The organism is Microbulbifer maximicatervae (SeqCode) (assembly GCF_056231245.1).
In genome coordinates this window covers 934,268-950,462 of record NZ_CP174334.1, presented here as the reverse complement: position 1 = coordinate 950,462, position 16,195 = coordinate 934,268, and the positions used below count along the sequence as shown (strand labels likewise).

The following is a 16,195-nucleotide window of genomic DNA, read 5'->3' as shown; positions in this document are numbered from 1 at the left end:
CGTAGAATGTCGGACCTTTTTGCAGTACCGCCCCGCCTTCCCCCGGCAGACTGAAAGCCTCTACGAATTTTGGCCCACCGCCCGTTTTCAGCTGTATTTGCGAAGGCCAGGGCCTGTTAACAATCCCCCGCAGGATTAATTTTTTGTCAAAATTAGCCCAGACCCCAGAACCCTCTATCGAGACCAGTAACAAGAGCTCAGGTTTTTCTTTGTTCAAGCTTTACCGAAATGCCACTAAAACCGAACTGTCGCACCTAACCACCTTGGGAGGCCCCCTGGTGGTCAGTAACCTGGCTGTGGTGAGCATGGGAGTTGTCGATACTCTGGTAGCAGGACGCGCTGGAGAAGTAAGTCTCGCCGGGCTCGCCTTGGGAGCCAGTATTTGGGCTGTTTGCGCAGTGACACTAATCGGCCTGCTCGCTGCTATCTCCCCGGTTGTTGCACACTTGCGCGGTGGTCGCGATGAAGCCGGCTGCGCCAGGCAATTACACCAGGCGCTGTGGATCGCACTGATCGGTGGCATTCTGGTGTTTTCCGCCCTGCTTGCGGTTCCTATCTGGAGTCACTGGATAGACACGGAAGAGCCGGTTCGCAAAGTGATGGAGGGCTATGTACTGGCCCTGACTGTCGGCACCCTGCCTTTTGCACTCGGCACGGCGTTGCGCGGTTACTGTGAGGGTATGGGACAAGTGCGCCCGGTAATGCGTATCTATATCACTGCCGCTATTTTAAATATTCCCCTGGATATTCTTTTGGTATTTGGTGCCGGCCCCATACCGGCAATGGGAGGAGCGGGATGTGGGTGGGCTACCGCAGCGGTCAGCTGCCTGATCGCACTGGCACTCTTCTGGCACGCGAACACTGATCCGGTCTACCACAAGCTAAAACTTAGGATGTTACCGCCTCGCCCCCACTGGCCAACCCTGCGCCACTTACTCGCAGTTGGCCTGCCAATTTGTGTGGGTGCGGCCAGTGAAGTTACTTTTTTTGCCAGTCTTACCATTTTGCTTGCCCCCTATGGCGCAGCCATTGTCGCCGCCCATCAGATCGGCATGAATGTGGGCTCAATTTTTTACTTGGTCGCACTCGCACTGGCCCAGGCCCTGAGTATCCGCACCGCCCAACTACTCGGTCAGGGACGGCCAAAGCGCGCGCGCTTCTGTGGCAAAGTGGGCATCAGTAGCGGGCTAATCTACGCACTGGGCACCGGTGTACTTTTGATTACCCTGCGCACCCTGTTTGTTCAGGCCTACACCAGCAATGAAGAAATTATCGCGGTGGCCACCAACCTGCTATTGCTGTGTGCCGCATTCCAGCTGGTGGATGTCACCCAGGCAATGACCTGGGGCGCACTGCGCGGATATAAGGACACCAGTGCGCCCATGTTTATACAGCTATTTTCCTACTGGCTGGTGGGGCTTTCTACCGCCTACTGGCTGGGAGAGAGCTTCTGGGGGGTATACGGTTATTGGACCGGTGTCTGTATCGGCTTGGGAACGGCTTCAATCCTGCTGGGAATTCGCTTTTGGCGAACCAGCCGCAAAGCCATCGAGCGAACCTACGGATACGCGTAATTCGGCGCGTATCACATTCTTCGGGAACGTATTGACTATACTGGCGCTCCAAAGTCCCAATCTGTGCCGGACACAAGGCTCTCCGGCACACCCAGATATATGAAGTTGACCGGAGTGCCGAATGATCCCGCGCCAATCCTCCCGAAGGACCCGACACCTGCTAAGCCTGGCTTTACTGCTTTCATCCACCCAGGCCCTGAGCGCCGATGACAGCACTGGCGAAGAGACAGAAGCGGTCCCCCAGGCTGCCAATATGCAGCTGGACCAACCGGTGATCACAGAGCTGGGGCCACCCACCAACGCTGCCCCTACTGAAGAGCAATCCCAGTCGACAGATGCTGGTTCTGAAGAAATTTCCCTGCCCCAAGCGGAAAATCTGGAGCTGGACCAACCTATTCAGGAACTGGATAAACCGGCAGCTCCCACCGAGACTGCTCCCACTGCCGATAAAGAAACTGAAACAGTTAAACCTCAACCCGAATTACCGGAGCCCGGCACCATTTCCCTGGTTCCGGGCGAGACGGCCAAGCCTCTGCGATTATTAGGCTCAGAGGTTCCCCCTGCGACCTCTACACGCCTGGCCTGGTCTCCCAGCCAACACTTTGAAGGGGTCTATAGCCCCACCGCTGTATTGGTGGTTAACGGCGCCAAGCCAGGGCCGGTTCTCTGCCTTACTGCGGCGGTGCACGGTGATGAGTTGAACGGTGTGGAAACTGTGCGGCGGGTTATGTACGACCTGGATGCAGACCATTTGAGCGGTGCGGTAATTGGCGTACCCATCGTCAATCTGCAAGGCTTCCATCGAGGCTCCCGCTACCTGACTGATCGACGCGACCTGAACCGGCACTTCCCCGGCGATCCCAATGGCTCTTCGGCTTCGCGAATTGCCAATTCATTTTTCCACGAAGTGATCAGCCACTGTAACGCCGTGGTGGACTTACATACGGGTTCTTTTTATCGCACCAACTTGCCACAGTTGCGCGGCGACTTAACCAATCCCAAGGTAGTGAAAATGACCCAGGGTTTTGGCTCCACTGTGGTGCTGCACAGCGCCGGAGCCAAGGGTACCCTGCGCCGCGCCGCTGTGGAGGCAGGTATCCCCACCGTCACTCTGGAAGCCGGAGCACCCATGGTGCTGGATGAGCTATCGGTAAGTCACAGTGTGAAAGGTATACGCACTCTGCTCAACCAGCTGGGTATGGTGAGTAAATTCCGCCTCTGGGGCGATCCCGAACCGGTTTACTACACCTCCACCTGGCAGCGGACATCGACTGGCGGGGTTATCTTTAGTGAAGTCCAGCTCGGCGAGTTTGTGCGTAAAGGCGACTTACTGGGAACAGTAACCAACCCTATTACCAATGTACGCACAGAAATTCGCTCCGAGCACAACGGCCGCATTCTCGGCATGGCATTAAACCAGGTCGTGCAACCGGGGTTTGCCGCCTACCATATCGGTATCCAGGCTCCCCAGGAACAAATCAGCCAGCCCCAGGAAGTAGTAGCGGAAGAATCGGTCGCTGACAAATCAGAGAGTAAAGTACCAGCCACCCCAGAAAACCGCCAGCCGCCGACAGAAGGTGAGGAGTAAATCCCCACCTATTAATCACTGACTTTATCGATCACCGTCACTTCGGGCATTGCCAAAGGTTCCGGTTGAAGGGTGATATGATCGATATCGAAGCGCTTGACCAGGGTTTCCCGCAAGCGCTCCAGTACGCTGGGCCAAGCCTGTAAGTCATCCACCACAATATGGGCCGACAGTGAAATAGTGCTGGAATCCAAGCGCCAAATATGGAGATCGTGCACAGAGCGCACCCCGGTTACCGCCGCCAGTGTCTCGCCCACAACCGGAAGGCTCAATTCCCTGGGTACCCGCTCCATCAATACATCGATCGCATCCCTGAGCAGTCGCACGCAGGAAACCAGGATTAACAGGCAAATAAGCAGTGAAAGCAGGGGGTCGATGGGTACCCAACCGGTAAAATAAATCACAGCTCCGGAAGCCAGTGCCGCGACAGAGCCCAGCATATCGCCCATCACATGCAAAAGCGCACCGCGAATATTGAGCGTGCGCTCGCCTTTTAATAAAACCCAGGCCGCCAGAATATTAATCAGCAACCCCATGGCTGCAATCAACATCACCGTACTGCCATGCACCGGCTGGGGATTGCGCAACCTATCAATGGCCATAAAAGAAATACCGACCACGATCAGAAGCATAATCAGGCCGTTGGTTACCGCAGCTAAGACCTCCGCTCGCCCCCAGCCAAACGACAATTCCCGATCAGCGGGTTTTTTCGCCAGTACTGCGGCAATAGCCCCCAGTGCCAAGGCAAAAGTATCGGTAAGCATATGGGCAGCATCGCCGAGCAATGCCAGGGAGCCAGATAGCCAACCACCTATGGCTTCAACTATGGAAAAACTGAGAGTGAGAACCAGTGCAATAATTAATGGGCGCAAAGCCCCATTGCCGGTTCGGTGGTGGACATGATCATGCATAGGCTCCCTCCTCAAATCCCTGTGGCAGCTCCGCAGGTATCACTATTTTTGCCCTAAGGTAATTCGCTCCCAACCGGAATAATCCCTGCGACTTGAAACTATATTCAATCCCGCCGCAGAAAAAATATCCCGCACGCTCTCGGCTTGCTGCCAACCGTGCTCCACCATTAGCCAGCCATCGTTTTCCAGGTAATCACTAGCGGTTGTGGCGATATGCTCAATATCTGCCAAACCCTGTCGCTCTGCCACCAACGCAGTGCGGGGCTCAAAGCGCACATCGCCCTGCACCAAGTGCGGGTCAGATGCATCGATATAGGGAGGGTTGCTGACGATCAGGGAAAACGGCTGTGGCTCCAAACTAGAAAACCAATCGCTCTGGATAACTTGCACATTTTGCAACTTGAGGGAGCGCCGGTTTTCCTCTGCCAGTGCTACCGCAGCGGGTGATTTCTCCGCTGCAATAATTTCCCATCCCGGTCGCTCCGACGCCAGAGCCAGTGCAATAGCACCAGTGCCAGTGCCCAGGTCCAGTGCTCGCAACCTGCCCTGGGGGAAAAACTCCAGCGCGGTCTCCACCAACAATTCAGTGTCCGGGCGGGGGATCAGAGTGGAGGAATCCACCTTTAGCGATAGGGACCAAAATTCGCGCTCACCGATAAGGTGTGCCACCGGCTCTCCCGCTTGCCGGCGCTGGAGCAACTGCTCATAGCGCACTTGCTCAGCTTCACTCAATTCGTATTCCGGCCAGGTATAGAGCCAGGTGCGCTCGCGCCCCAACACACTGCCGAGCAGAAGCTCTGCATCCAGGCGCGCGCTGTCGCTATCGGTTAATTGGGCGCAGCGTGCGATATTTTCCTTGACGCTGGTCATGGAGAAAAACCTATAAAAACGCCGCTCGAGGCGGCGTAAAAAATCTGGATTTATTGGGCCAGGGCTGCCAACTGATCGGCCTGGTATTCCGTGCGCAATGGCCCGATCACCTCCCCCAGAGACCCCTGCATAATCTCATCGAGTTTATAGAGAGTGAGGCCGATACGGTGATCGGTAACCCGGCCCTGGGGATAGTTGTAGGTACGGATTCGCTCAGAGCGATCACCGCTGCCCACCAGGCTGCGGCGGGCATCGGAAATTTCCTGGGCCGCCGCCGTTTCCTGCGCAGTATTGAGCTTCGCTTGCAACAGTGCCATCGCCTTGGCTTTGTTTTTGTGCTGGGAGCGCTCGTCCTGACACTCCACCACAATCCCCGTGGGAATATGGGTTAAGCGCACAGCGGAATCGGTTTTGTTAACGTGCTGACCACCGGCACCGGATGCACGGTAGGTATCCACACGCAAATCCGCTTTATTAATTTCAATCGCATCGCGCTCATCCGGCTCCGGCATCACCGCGACCGTACAAGCCGAAGTGTGAATACGACCCTGGGATTCTGTTTCAGGAACCCTTTGTACCCGGTGCGCACCGGACTCAAATTTTAATTTTGCGTAGACATCTTCACCGGCGACGCGAGTGATAATTTCCTTGTAACCGCCGTGCTCACCGAGATTTTCGCTGACAATTTCTATTCGCCATCCCTGCTTCTCCGCATAGCGAGAGTACATGCGGAACAGATCACCGGAGAAAATAGCTGCTTCATCACCACCGGTTCCTGCGCGAATTTCCAGAAAGACATTTTTTCTGTCGTTAGGATCGCGCGGCAACAGCAAAGTCTGTAGCTCTCGCTCCAGCGGCTCCACTTGACCTTCAGCCTCGCGCAGCTCTTCCTGAGCCATTTCGCGCATTTCCGGGTCATCTTCCCCCAGCATCTCCCGAGCCGCGACCATATCTTCCTGCAACTGTTTGTAAGCGCCGTAGCATTTAACCACTTCTTCCAGCTCAGAATACTCGCGGGAAAGATCGCGGAATTGATCCTGATCAGCAATTACGTCGGCGTCGCCCAACAGCGCAGATACTTCCTCATGGCGCTCAAGCAGGGTTTCCAGTTTATTCAGTAACGATTCTTTCATTGATGCTTTTTCTCTAAATCGATATCGGTGAGATCATCCAACCCAACGACCTCGCGAGCGATACGCAAACGCTCAATATCACCCTCCGCCGTAGCTTTTTTCAGACTGACGGTGGGTGCATGAATTAATTTATTGGTGAGAGAGCGAGCGAGCTGCTCCATCAGTCGACGAGGGTCCTCGCCTTTTTCCAGCTGCAAAAGTACCCGTTCAAGTTCGGAAGTGCTCACTTCCTGGGCTCGCTGCCGGTAGCTGCGAATACTATCCACAGCCTCCAAAGAGCGGCTCTCTTTGGTAAATTCAGCCGCTGCAGCATTTACGATTTCTTGAGCGGCCTCCGCCGCTTTCTCACGGGAGCGCTTGCCCTCATCGATAACCCCACGCAGATCGTCCACCGTATACAGATAAACATCATCCAGCTCGCCAACTTCCGATTCGATATCGCGGGGTACCGCAATATCCACCATAAACATGGGGCTGTGCCGACGCTTGCGCAGCGCCGATTCGACCGCTCCCTTACCCAGAATCGGCAGCTGGCTCGCGGTGGAACTGATAACGATATCCGCGCGTGCCAGATGCTCGGGGATATCCGCAAGCAGGATTGCCTCGGCACCAAAGCTCTCTGCGAGCAACTGGGCCCGGCTCAATGTGCGATTGGCAACAATGACCTGCTTGATTCCCTGATCGAGCAAATGGCGGGCAACCAGCTCCACGGTCTCTCCCGCACCGATCAACAGGGCAGTCTGCTTTTTCAGGTCGGTGAAGATACGCGAAGCCAGAGAAACAGCAGCGTAGGCAACAGAAACCGGGTTTTCACCGATTGCAGTTTCGGTGCGAACCTTCTTGGCGACGGTAAACACCCGCTGGAAAACCCGGTGCAGTTCACTGCCAACACTGCCGGATTCCCGCGCCACCGCATAGGCGGACTTGATCTGGCCGAGGATCTGCGGCTCACCCAACACCAGGGAATCGAGACCACAGGCAACGCGCATCATATGGCGTACCGCTTCTTCATCGCTGTACACATAGGCACAGCCCTTGAGCTGCTCCAGGGGCACTTGGTGGTATTCAGATAGCCATTGCAACAGGGCTTCTGACTCCACATTTCCGTATATTTCGGTGCGATTGCAGGTAGACAGGATGGCCAGCTCGCGGCACCCCAGTGCTTTTCGCGCATCTCCCAGTGCGCCGGGCATCACCTCGGGGGCAAAGGCCACCCGCTCGCGCACTTCGACCGACGCGCTATCGTGGTTGATACCCAGGGTAAGAATTGGCATAGACTTCCGTTAGCATTAAATCTTAAAAGGCGGAAACCGCACTGGGAGCGCATTTTCATAGGCAGCCGTCTCCCTTGCAAGCGCAAGAGGCAGTAAAATTGCCCGCCGATTTGGCAAGAGCCACTGCCCACCACCGTTCCAAACCCGATTCACGACTAGAATTATATGGCGATAATCGTTTAAAACACGCCAGTAATACCCCGCTTTCAGCGACAACGTAACGTATGGACACGATCTATGCTCCCACCTCGCGCACATCAGCTTCCAACCCGAATTTCCAGCCACCAGCTCAAGCTTGCCGCATTCCTTGCCGTATCCGTAATACTTGCTTCTTGTACCCAGCACCAGACGCCGGCAGCCCCCTCTACAGAAATCGCGAGCACAGCACTGGAGCCGAGCAACCTTAAGGGGAAGGAAACCACTGAGTCAGAAGGGCCGGAAGCTAAAACTTTCCCTATTGATACCTTTTACACCCTTCTGGTGGCCGAAGTCGCCGGTATCCGCGAACAGTACGATGTCGCACTGGCCAATTACTACCACCAGGCGGAGGTCACCAAAGATCCCGGGGTTGCCGCCCGCGCTACACGCATTGCCCGCTTTTTAAATGCCCGCCAGGCCGCCTTGGATTCAGCCAGGCTATGGGTAGAGCTTGAGCCACAAAACGCCGATGCACAGCTGGCCCTCACAGCCGAGCTGACTTTGTCCGGCGACTTACACACAGCCCTGATTCACGCCAGTAAAACCCTGGAACTCGGCGGCAACCCACCCATGCAATCTCTCGCAGCAACCGCTATTGGGCACGAGCAACTCACGGAACAAGCCAAGCGGGAGTTTGCCCGACTGGCAAAAGTCTATCCCCTCGATGACGAGGTCGTGCTCGCCTATGCCATGGTACTGCGCACCGAAAGGGAATTTGCCCGCGCCCTGTCCCTGGTGCGCCGCGTCCAAGAGCACCATCCAGACCAACTGGATGCACCACTGCTGGAAAGTCATCTATTGGTTGATCAGGGCAAGCGCAAGGAAGCCATTTCCCTTCTCGAACGACTCGTCGGCATCCATCCCTCCGAGAGCCGCCTGCGCCTTCAGTACGCCCGCCTGTTGATTCGGGAGGACCTGGCCCTGGCTCGCAAGCAGTTTGCCGAACTGGTTAAGCAGCGCCCTGAAGACGGCAACCTGATTTTGTCGTTGGCCCTAATTCAGTACGAGACCGAGCAAACTGACGAGGCCAAAGTCCTCTTTACCCAACTACTTGAATTACAGCAGCACGAATCCGCTGCTTATTTTTACCTGGGCAGCATTGCAGAAAAATCTGGAGATTTTTCCCATGCAATTAAATATTTCCGCGAAGTGGGGCCCGGTAGTGATTACGTAGAAGCCATTACTCGCGGTACGGAATTACTGGCGAGCCTCGGACAGTACAGCATTAACCGGGAGTGGTTTGCTGAACTGAGAAAAAAACACCCCACTCAGGAAGAACATTTTTATCTGATGGAGGTCGAATTACTTCGCAAAAGTGGTGAAGCCAGTATGGCTTTGCAGCGAATAGACGAGGCACTACAAACCAACAGCACCAGCGGTCGCTTGATGTACACCCGCGCGCTGCTGCATGACCAACTCGGCAACGCACAACAATTCGAAAAGGACTTGAGAAACCTGCTGGAAAGAAATCCCGATAACGCCACAGTTCTCAACGCGCTCGGCTATAAACTGATTGAAGATAAATCCCGGCACACAGAAGCCTACCAATTGATTAGCCGCGCTTTGGAACTCGAGCCTGAGGACCCGGCAATAATCGACAGCATGGGGTGGATAGAGTACCGTCTCGGCAATCACGAAGCTGCGGAAAAGTATCTGCGGCAGGCGATGGAAAAGTTGCCCGACCACGAAATTGCCGCACACCTCGGTGAAGTACTCTGGGTTCAGGGAAACAGAGAAGCCGCCATGAAAATGTGGAGAAAAGGTCTTCTGCTGAATCCCCACAGCAAAATTATTCCGGCTGCCATGAAGCGCCTACAAATCAAAGAGTCACTGGAACAACATGCATCAGATAGCTGACAAGACAACCGCGCGAAGATTCTATCTGTTATTGCTGGCATGTCTGGCAATAATGATTTCCGCCTGTGCCGGACAAAAAACCAAACAGGAACCGGAGCCAGGGTCCCCAACTGAAAATCAAAATCCAGCACCGCAAACAGTCGCTGAATTTACCCAGTGGAATCTCAAGGGCAAACTGGGTGTTCGCTCCCCCAAAGAAAACGGCAGCGCTAACCTGGCTTGGCTTCAGGGCGGCGCGGAGAATTTTCGCCTGCATCTCAGCGGTCCGCTCGGAGCAGGTACCACCGTCATCACCGGCTCAGCCGGTGGCGTCAGTTTGGTGCGCGGTAGCGAGCCCCCAGTTTATGCGCGCAACCCGGCACAGCTAACCCAGGAAGCACTGGGCTGGCCCCTGCCCGCCCGGGAGATGTTCTACTGGGTACGCGGTCTTCCCGCGCCCGGCGCCAAAAGTGGCGAGCAGCGCAACGCCCAGGGCCAGCTGCAAAGCCTGCAACAATCCGGCTGGGCCTTGAGTTTTAGTGAATATCGCAGCGAAGGCCCCTTTATGCTGCCAACCCGGATCAAAGCACAAACCAACAGTCCTACTGGCCCGGTATCCGTCACCCTGGTGATTAAAGACTGGGGTTTGTAGAGAGTTTCACATAACTCTGCCAATGCCCAAATCGCAGCATGCAGGTATTATGGTGACCCTGTAATTGATTGACGTCTTTTTGCCTCATGCTGCTAACCCTGCCCGCCCCAGCAAAACTCAACCTGATTCTGCGCATTCTCGGCCGTCGCCCGGATGGCTATCACGAGTTACAAACCCTGTTCCAACTTCTCGATTTCGGCGACTTATTGGAATTCAGTGAGCGCAGCGATGGCATTGTCAGTGTCGATGCAGGCCAGCTGGATGTGGCTGAAGAGGACAACCTGGTTTATCGCGCAGCTCAATTACTGCGCAAACAAGCTGAGCCGGACCGACAAAATTCTCTCGGCGCCTCTATTCGGTTGATAAAGAAGTTGCCTCACGGCGGCGGCATCGGTGGAGGCAGTAGCGATGCCGCCACCACTTTGCTCGGGCTCAACCACTTATGGCAGTGCAATTTATCGATCGATAAACTGGCGGAGCTGGGGCGGCAATTGGGCGCGGATGTTCCAGTTTTTGTGCGGGGGCGCACCGCTTGGGCGGAAGGGGTTGGTGAAAAATTAACCCCAATAACCACCGAGCAACGCCACTACCTGGTTGTCTCAACTGGTTGCGAAGTGAGCACTGCAAAAATTTTTCGCGATTCACGTTTGACAAGAGATTCAGTCGCAATTACATTAGCGGCCCTTCGCGAGGAGCAGGCCAACGAGATGCGACTCGGCAGCGAAAAACTGGAAACATTTTCCGGCAATGACTGCCAGCCATTAGTTGAGAGGCTCTACCCTGAAATACGCGATGCCAGAGAATGGCTCGAGCAATTTGCTCCAGCACAACTCACCGGCACCGGGGGCTGCGTTTTTGCAGCATTCCCTACGGCAGAGGCGGCCACTGAGGCACACGCCAAACTGCCTGAAGCGTGGCAGGGTTTTACAGCCGCGGGTGTATTGGTTTCACCGACACATCAAGCGCTAGCGAAAATCTCCTCAGATTTTTGAGGAAACATTACTGGGGCGTAGCCAAGCGGTAAGGCAGCGGGTTTTGATCCCGTCATGCGAAGGTTCGAATCCTTCCGCCCCAGCCACTTTCTTTATATGCAATGGCACAGTCAAAAACCGGTTCCGACATGATTCAGTCTACGCTGATCCAGCCGGCCCAGGCCATTCGCACAGGGCTTTACAGAGCCACCCCCCAATTTTTAAAGAATCCTGAAGGCAGGCTTGAGTGCAAGCGCCCGATGGTTGTGCGAGCACGCACCCAGAGCAACCCGTTGAGCAAGGAAAAAAACTGTGGCCAAACCCCTGTTTTTATCCGCGCAACAGTGCGCCGCTCAACGCAAAAGTGTTGCAGCAAAAACCCTGACTGCTAGCAAATATGCAGGCATCTACACTTCAATTCACTTCAAGACAGAATTAAAGGAACTCGCAGTGGCTGACTTAATGGTCTTTACCGGCAACGCAAACCCGGAACTGGCACAGAAGGTTGTCGACCATATGGCGATCCCCCTGGGTGAAGCCACGGTCAAGCGCTTCTCCGACGGCGAGATTGCAGTAGAAATTACCGATAACGTGCGCGGCCGCGACGTTTTCGTGGTGCAATCCACCTGCCAACCCACCAACCGCAACCTGATGGAACTGATCCTGCTGGTAGACGCCCTGCGCCGTGCCTCCGCCGGCCGCGTTACCGCTGTAGTCCCCTACTTTGGCTACGCCCGCCAGGATCGCCGCGTAAGATCCCAACGCGTGCCGATTTCCGCAAAAGTGGTTGCCGATATGATGGTGAGCGTAGGTATCGACCGCGTATTAACCGTCGACCTGCACGCGGAACAGATCCAGGGCTTCTTCGACGTTCCTGTGGATAACGTTTACGGCTCCTCTGTCCTGCTCGACGATATCGAGCGCCAGAAGTACCAGAACCTGGTGGTGGTATCCCCGGATATCGGCGGTGTTGTGCGCGCCCGCGCCGTGGCCAAGAGCCTCGACTGCGACCTGGCCATTATCGATAAGCGCCGTCCAGCCGCCAATGTTGCCGAAGTCATGAATATTATCGGTGAAGTCAACGGCCGCACCTGCCTGCTGGTAGACGACATGGTCGACACCGCCGGCACCCTGTGTAACGCCGCCAACGCCCTGAAAGAGCACGGCGCCGAGAAAGTTGTCGCCTACTGTACCCACCCGGTACTGTCCGGCAACGCCATCACCAACCTGAACAACTCCGTTCTGGATGAGCTGGTGGTTACCGACTCCATCCCCCTGGGTGACAAAATGGAGAAGGCACCAAAAATTCGCCAGCTGACCCTGTCTGCAATGCTGGCCGAGTCCATGCGCCGTATCAGCAATGAGGAATCCCTGTCCGCAATGTTCCGCTAGGAGCTTGCCGGTCAAGGTATCCCTGCGCCCCGTATACCGGGGCACTTTGCCTTTAGCGCTGATTCCCGTAGAATACGCGCCCGCCCGGCACTGCCGGGCAATTACTTTTGGGCCCAGTGCCCATTTAACATCCATGCCAGAGCGGTCCGGTCGCAGGTCACTCTGGACAGACAACCCGAGGTTTATCCCATGTCTGATATTAAATTGAACGCCATTGCCCGCAGCGATGAAGGGAAAGGTGCGAGCCGCCGCCTGCGTCGCCTGGAAGGCCGTGTACCCGGTATCATCTACGGCGGTGAAGCAGAGCCTGCTTCTATCTCCGTGCTGCACAAAGACCTGACCAAAGCTCTGGAAAACGAAGCTTTCTTCTCCTCCATGCTGACTGTTGACGTAGACGGCAAAGAAGAGAAAGTTATCCTGCGCGACCTGCAGCGTCACCCGGCTAAAGCCCTGCTGCTGCACATCGACTTCCAGCGCGTATCTGCCAACACCAAAGTACACGTTAAAGTACCTCTGCACTTCCTGAACGAAGAGAGCAGCAAAGGTGTTAAGGCTGGCGGTATCGTTTCCCACACCCTGACCGAGCTGGAAGTTAACGCTCCTGCCGGCAAGCTGCCTGAGTTCATCGAAGTGGACCTGGCCGACCTGGAAATGGACGGCGTACTGCACATCTCCGACCTGAAACTGCCGGAAGGTGTTGAGTCTGTGGCACTGAGCCACGGTGCAGACCACGACCTGGTTGTAGCTTCTATCCACAAGCCTCGCGGCGCTGTAGAAGCTGAAGCCGAAGCTGGCGAAGGCGAAGAGTAATCGCCTTGGCTGCGGCACCGGATACTCCGATCCAGTTGATTGTCGGCCTGGGAAACCCCGGACCGGAATACGATCGGACGCGACACAACGCCGGTGCCGACTTTGTTGTCGAGCTGGCCCGCCAACAAGGCACCCAGCTCAGCCTCGACAGCAAATATCACGGCCTCACTGGCCGTGTGCGGGTCGGCAGCCAGGATATCCGGCTGCTGATTCCCACCACCTACATGAATCGCAGTGGCCAATCTGTCGGCCCACTGGCGAACTTCTTCAAGATTCCCCCGGAAGCCATTCTGGTCGCTCACGATGAGCTGGACCTGGCCCCCGGTATCGCGCGCCTGAAAGCCGGCGGCGGTCACGGCGGACACAACGGCCTGCGGGATATCATTGCCGCACTGGGCAACAACCGAAACTTTATGCGCCTGCGACTCGGCATTGGCCACCCCGGCAGCTCGAGCGAAGTGGCCCGGTTTGTACTCCAGCGAGCCCCCAGGGCGGAACAGGAAACACTGGCTGATGCGATCGATCGCTCGATCGACGTTCTGCCCACCGCCGCTTCCGGCGACTGGGGCGCAGCCATGAAAACGCTGCACACCAACAAATAGATCCCACCCGCCGGCTTGCCTTTTGCCGCGGAAATCTCGATAGTGTGCTGCGCTAAATTGCCGGTATTTTCCCGGCTGGCCCGGACCCTGTGGTGGCCGAGACACCCCGCCCATCCAAAATCCCGCCAGCGCAATCACTACCGGACCTCAAACGCAATTAGCAGAGCGCGCTGTATGCGCCTCGGGCAAACGGAAAAATATCACCATGGGTTTTACTTGCGGTATTGTCGGCCTACCTAATGTGGGCAAATCCACCCTATTCAACGCATTAACCAAAGCGGGTATCGATGCGGAAAACTTCCCCTTCTGTACCATCGAGCCCAATGCCGGTGTCGTGCCGGTACCAGATCCCCGCATCGACAAGCTGGCTGAGATCGTCAAACCGGAAAAGGTAATTCCCACCACCATGGAATTTACCGATATCGCCGGCCTGGTTGCAGGCGCCTCCAAGGGGGAAGGGCTGGGTAACAAGTTCCTCGCCAATATCCGCGAGACCGACGCTATCGCCCACGTTGTTCGCTGCTTCGAAGACGATAACGTTATCCACGTCGCCAACCAGGTACACCCGGTAGCGGATATCGAGGTGATCAACACCGAGTTAGCCCTGGCCGACCTGGACACTGTGGAAAAGGCCCTACAGCGCTTTACCCGTGCCGCCAAGGGGCAGGACAAGCACGCGATCAAGATGAAAGCGTTGCTGGAAAAAATCCAGCCACACCTGGATGAAGCCAAGCCGCTGCGCTCTTTCGAGCTTTCAGAAGACGAACTGGCAGACCTGCGCGAACTGAGCCTGCTCACTATCAAGCCCACCATGTATATCGCCAACGTGGACGAAGATGGCTTCGAGAACAATCCGCATCTGGATGCTGTAGCCGCCATCGCCGCTGAAGAAAACGCGGTACTGGTACCTATCTGCAACAAGCTCGAAGCGGAAATTGCCGAGCTGGACGACGAAGAAAAGCAGGAGTTCCTGGAAGAACTGGGTATGGAAGAGCCCGGGCTGAACCGCGTGATTCGCGCCGGCTACCAACTGCTGGGCCTGCACACCTACTTCACCGCTGGCGTGAAGGAAGTTCGTGCCTGGACCATCCCACTGGGCGCCACCGCTCCCAACGCCGCCGGTAAAATCCACACCGATTTTGAAAAGGGTTTTATTCGCGCAGAAGTGATCAGCTACAGCGATTACATTGACAACAATGGTGAAGCCGGCGCTAAAGACGCTGGTAAATGGCGCCTGGAAGGCAAGGACTACATTGTCGCCGACGGCGACGTAATCCACTTCCGTTTTAACGTCTAACCGCCTCTCCTTTTTTGCCTCCCCACCCCGGGGAGGCGCGCCACCCGTGTAAATTCCATGGCTCAATCAAACTGGAAAGTCGGCCTGCCCCTGTCGCTGATCACCGTATTTATGTGGGCAACCCTGCCCATCGCTCTCAAAGGGCTTCTCGAATACATCAGTCCCGGTACCGCCACCTGGTATCGCTTTGCCGGTGCAGCACTGTTAGCGGGCGTCTACTACGGACAGGCGCGCAAATTACAGCTCAAGCCACTATTCAGTCGCGGCTTACTGCTTTTCACCTTCCTAGCCGTTGCCGGCCTCCTGGTGAACTACCTCGCCTACGCCAGTGGACTCAATTACATCACCCCTGGTGCCGCTCAGGTTGTAATCCAGCTGGCCCCCCTGCTTCTACTGATATCCAGCGTGCTTTGGCTGGGAGAGCGCTTCTCTCTGCGTCAGTGGAGCGGCGTGGTACTGGTGGTAATCGGGCTACTGCTATTTTTTAACCAGCGCCTGGGAGAGCTGACCAGTGGCGCCGGCGGCGAATACCTGCTGGGGCTCGGCTATATCCTGATCGCCGCTGTCACCTGGGCGATTTACGGCTTTTTTCAGAAAAAAATATTGAGCCGCGCAACGCCCCAGGATCTACTGGTAGTAATTTATATCGCAGGGACCCTGCTCTTCCTGCCCATGGCGGAGCCAATGAAGGTTTCTCACCTGGGCTGGCTCGAGTGGGTGCTATTGGCATTTCTCACCGCCAACACGCTGATCGCCTATGGGGCTTTTAGCAAGGCACTAGCGCACTGGGAGGCATCCAGTGTCAGCGCAACCCTGTCATTAGTGCCAGTCATCACCCTATTGTTCAGTACGCTGATCAGCTCTATCTGGCCCGACTATATTGCAGTTGAGCCGCTCAACTGGATCAGCTGGGCCGGCGCCGGCGCCGTGGTACTCGGTTCCGCCCTCGCCGCAATCAGTTCCAGGCGCGGTTCTGAGCAGTCCCGGGCATCAGATGAAAAAAATCGCTAACTATCTGAAAAGAATACAAAAAAAGTGTTGACACCCCCGGCCCATCGTTTAATAATGCGCGCCCTCGGGACAGCCG

General features: G+C 55.9%; 14 protein-coding genes and 1 tRNA gene. 11 read left to right on the top strand and 4 right to left on the bottom strand.

The genetic code is table 11. The features are described from left to right. Positions 1-143 precede the first annotated feature (143 nt). Both ACJJIS_RS04095 and ACJJIS_RS04090 read left to right on the top strand, forming a co-directional pair. Complete coding sequence (locus ACJJIS_RS04095; RefSeq protein WP_475709539.1) at positions 144-1,574, top strand: MATE family efflux transporter; 1,431 nt, start codon at positions 144-146, stop codon at positions 1,572-1,574. Between the two features lie 121 nt (positions 1,575-1,695). After that, positions 1,696-3,162, top strand: coding sequence for a succinylglutamate desuccinylase (locus ACJJIS_RS04090; RefSeq protein WP_444915717.1), 1,467 nt, complete (start codon positions 1,696-1,698; stop codon positions 3,160-3,162). Positions 3,163-3,173: 11 nt separating this feature from the next. On the opposite strand, the gene ACJJIS_RS04085 is transcribed toward ACJJIS_RS04090, so the two are convergent. Genes ACJJIS_RS04085 through hemA form a run of 4 tightly spaced genes read right to left on the bottom strand, consistent with a single transcriptional unit; the run spans position 3,174 to position 7,350 of the window. Then, positions 3,174-4,073: a cation diffusion facilitator family transporter gene (locus ACJJIS_RS04085; RefSeq protein ID WP_444892994.1), complete on the bottom strand. Its 900-nt coding sequence runs from the start codon at positions 4,071-4,073 to the stop codon at positions 3,174-3,176. Positions 4,074-4,115: 42 nt separating this feature from the next. Next, positions 4,116-4,943, bottom strand: coding sequence for a peptide chain release factor N(5)-glutamine methyltransferase (gene prmC / locus ACJJIS_RS04080; protein WP_444925732.1), 828 nt, complete (start codon positions 4,941-4,943; stop codon positions 4,116-4,118). A 50-nt stretch (positions 4,944-4,993) separates the two neighbouring features. Continuing rightward, the gene (gene prfA, locus ACJJIS_RS04075; protein ID WP_282933938.1) at positions 4,994-6,076 is read right to left on the bottom strand and encodes a peptide chain release factor 1; all 1,083 of its coding nucleotides are present in this window, start codon (positions 6,074-6,076) and stop codon (positions 4,994-4,996) included. Beyond that, positions 6,073-7,350, bottom strand: coding sequence for a glutamyl-tRNA reductase (gene hemA, locus ACJJIS_RS04070; protein WP_282933939.1), 1,278 nt, complete (start codon positions 7,348-7,350; stop codon positions 6,073-6,075). Before hemA ends, prfA begins: the two co-directional genes overlap by 4 nt. Positions 7,351-7,587: 237 nt before the next feature. On the opposite strand from hemA, the gene ACJJIS_RS04065 reads away from it, so the two are divergent. The 9 genes from ACJJIS_RS04065 to ACJJIS_RS04025 all read left to right on the top strand — a co-directional run bounded on the left by ACJJIS_RS04065 (position 7,588) and on the right by ACJJIS_RS04025 (position 16,119). Continuing rightward, positions 7,588-9,405, top strand: coding sequence for a tetratricopeptide repeat protein (locus ACJJIS_RS04065; protein ID WP_475709538.1), 1,818 nt, complete (start codon positions 7,588-7,590; stop codon positions 9,403-9,405). After that, positions 9,389-10,036, top strand: a complete 648-nt coding sequence (gene lolB / locus ACJJIS_RS04060; protein WP_475709537.1) for a lipoprotein insertase outer membrane protein LolB — start codon at positions 9,389-9,391, stop codon at positions 10,034-10,036. The genes ACJJIS_RS04065 and lolB overlap by 17 nt, the downstream gene beginning before the upstream one ends. A gap of 86 nt (positions 10,037-10,122) precedes the next feature. Beyond that, positions 10,123-11,028, top strand: coding sequence for a 4-(cytidine 5'-diphospho)-2-C-methyl-D-erythritol kinase (gene ispE / locus ACJJIS_RS04055; protein ID WP_475709536.1), 906 nt, complete (start codon positions 10,123-10,125; stop codon positions 11,026-11,028). An 11-nt stretch (positions 11,029-11,039) separates the two neighbouring features. Beyond that, positions 11,040-11,114 (top strand) — tRNA-Gln (locus ACJJIS_RS04050). Between the two features lie 355 nt (positions 11,115-11,469). After that, positions 11,470-12,399, top strand: coding sequence for a ribose-phosphate pyrophosphokinase (locus tag ACJJIS_RS04045; protein WP_475710331.1), 930 nt, complete (start codon positions 11,470-11,472; stop codon positions 12,397-12,399). A gap of 189 nt (positions 12,400-12,588) precedes the next feature. Beyond that, a complete protein-coding gene (locus tag ACJJIS_RS04040; protein ID WP_413663073.1) occupies positions 12,589-13,209 on the top strand; it encodes a 50S ribosomal protein L25/general stress protein Ctc in 621 nt (206 codons plus the stop codon). A 5-nt stretch (positions 13,210-13,214) separates the two neighbouring features. Continuing rightward, positions 13,215-13,811 (top strand): aminoacyl-tRNA hydrolase, encoded by a 597-nt coding sequence (gene pth / locus ACJJIS_RS04035; RefSeq protein WP_444892988.1) that lies wholly within the window; start codon positions 13,215-13,217, stop codon positions 13,809-13,811. A 205-nt stretch (positions 13,812-14,016) separates the two neighbouring features. Then, a complete protein-coding gene (ychF, locus tag ACJJIS_RS04030) occupies positions 14,017-15,108 on the top strand; it encodes a redox-regulated ATPase YchF (RefSeq protein WP_413663075.1) in 1,092 nt (363 codons plus the stop codon). Positions 15,109-15,165: 57 nt separating this feature from the next. Further along, on the top strand, positions 15,166-16,119 hold the full coding sequence (locus ACJJIS_RS04025) for a DMT family transporter (protein WP_475709535.1): 954 nt from the start codon (positions 15,166-15,168) through the stop codon (positions 16,117-16,119). The last annotated feature ends 76 nt before the right edge of the window (positions 16,120-16,195 follow it).

Coding starts and splice junctions, on each gene's coding strand:
- ACJJIS_RS04090 (WP_444915717.1), top strand. CDS start 1,696: ATGATCCCGCGCCAATCCTCCCGAAGGACCCGACACCTGCTAAGCCTG.
- ACJJIS_RS04065 (WP_475709538.1), top strand. CDS start 7,588: ATGCTCCCACCTCGCGCACATCAGCTTCCAACCCGAATTTCCAGCCAC.
- lolB (WP_475709537.1), top strand. CDS start 9,389: ATGCATCAGATAGCTGACAAGACAACCGCGCGAAGATTCTATCTGTTA.
- ACJJIS_RS04045 (WP_475710331.1), top strand. CDS start 11,470: ATGGTCTTTACCGGCAACGCAAACCCGGAACTGGCACAGAAGGTTGTC.
- ACJJIS_RS04025 (WP_475709535.1), top strand. CDS start 15,166: ATGGCTCAATCAAACTGGAAAGTCGGCCTGCCCCTGTCGCTGATCACC.
- prfA (WP_282933938.1), bottom strand. CDS start 6,076: ATGAAAGAATCGTTACTGAATAAACTGGAAACCCTGCTTGAGCGCCAT.
- ACJJIS_RS04085 (WP_444892994.1), bottom strand. CDS start 4,073: ATGCATGATCATGTCCACCACCGAACCGGCAATGGGGCTTTGCGCCCA.
- ispE (WP_475709536.1), top strand. CDS start 10,123: ATGCTGCTAACCCTGCCCGCCCCAGCAAAACTCAACCTGATTCTGCGC.
- ychF (WP_413663075.1), top strand. CDS start 14,017: ATGGGTTTTACTTGCGGTATTGTCGGCCTACCTAATGTGGGCAAATCC.
- prmC (WP_444925732.1), bottom strand. CDS start 4,943: ATGACCAGCGTCAAGGAAAATATCGCACGCTGCGCCCAATTAACCGAT.
- ACJJIS_RS04040 (WP_413663073.1), top strand. CDS start 12,589: ATGTCTGATATTAAATTGAACGCCATTGCCCGCAGCGATGAAGGGAAA.
- hemA (WP_282933939.1), bottom strand. CDS start 7,350: ATGCCAATTCTTACCCTGGGTATCAACCACGATAGCGCGTCGGTCGAA.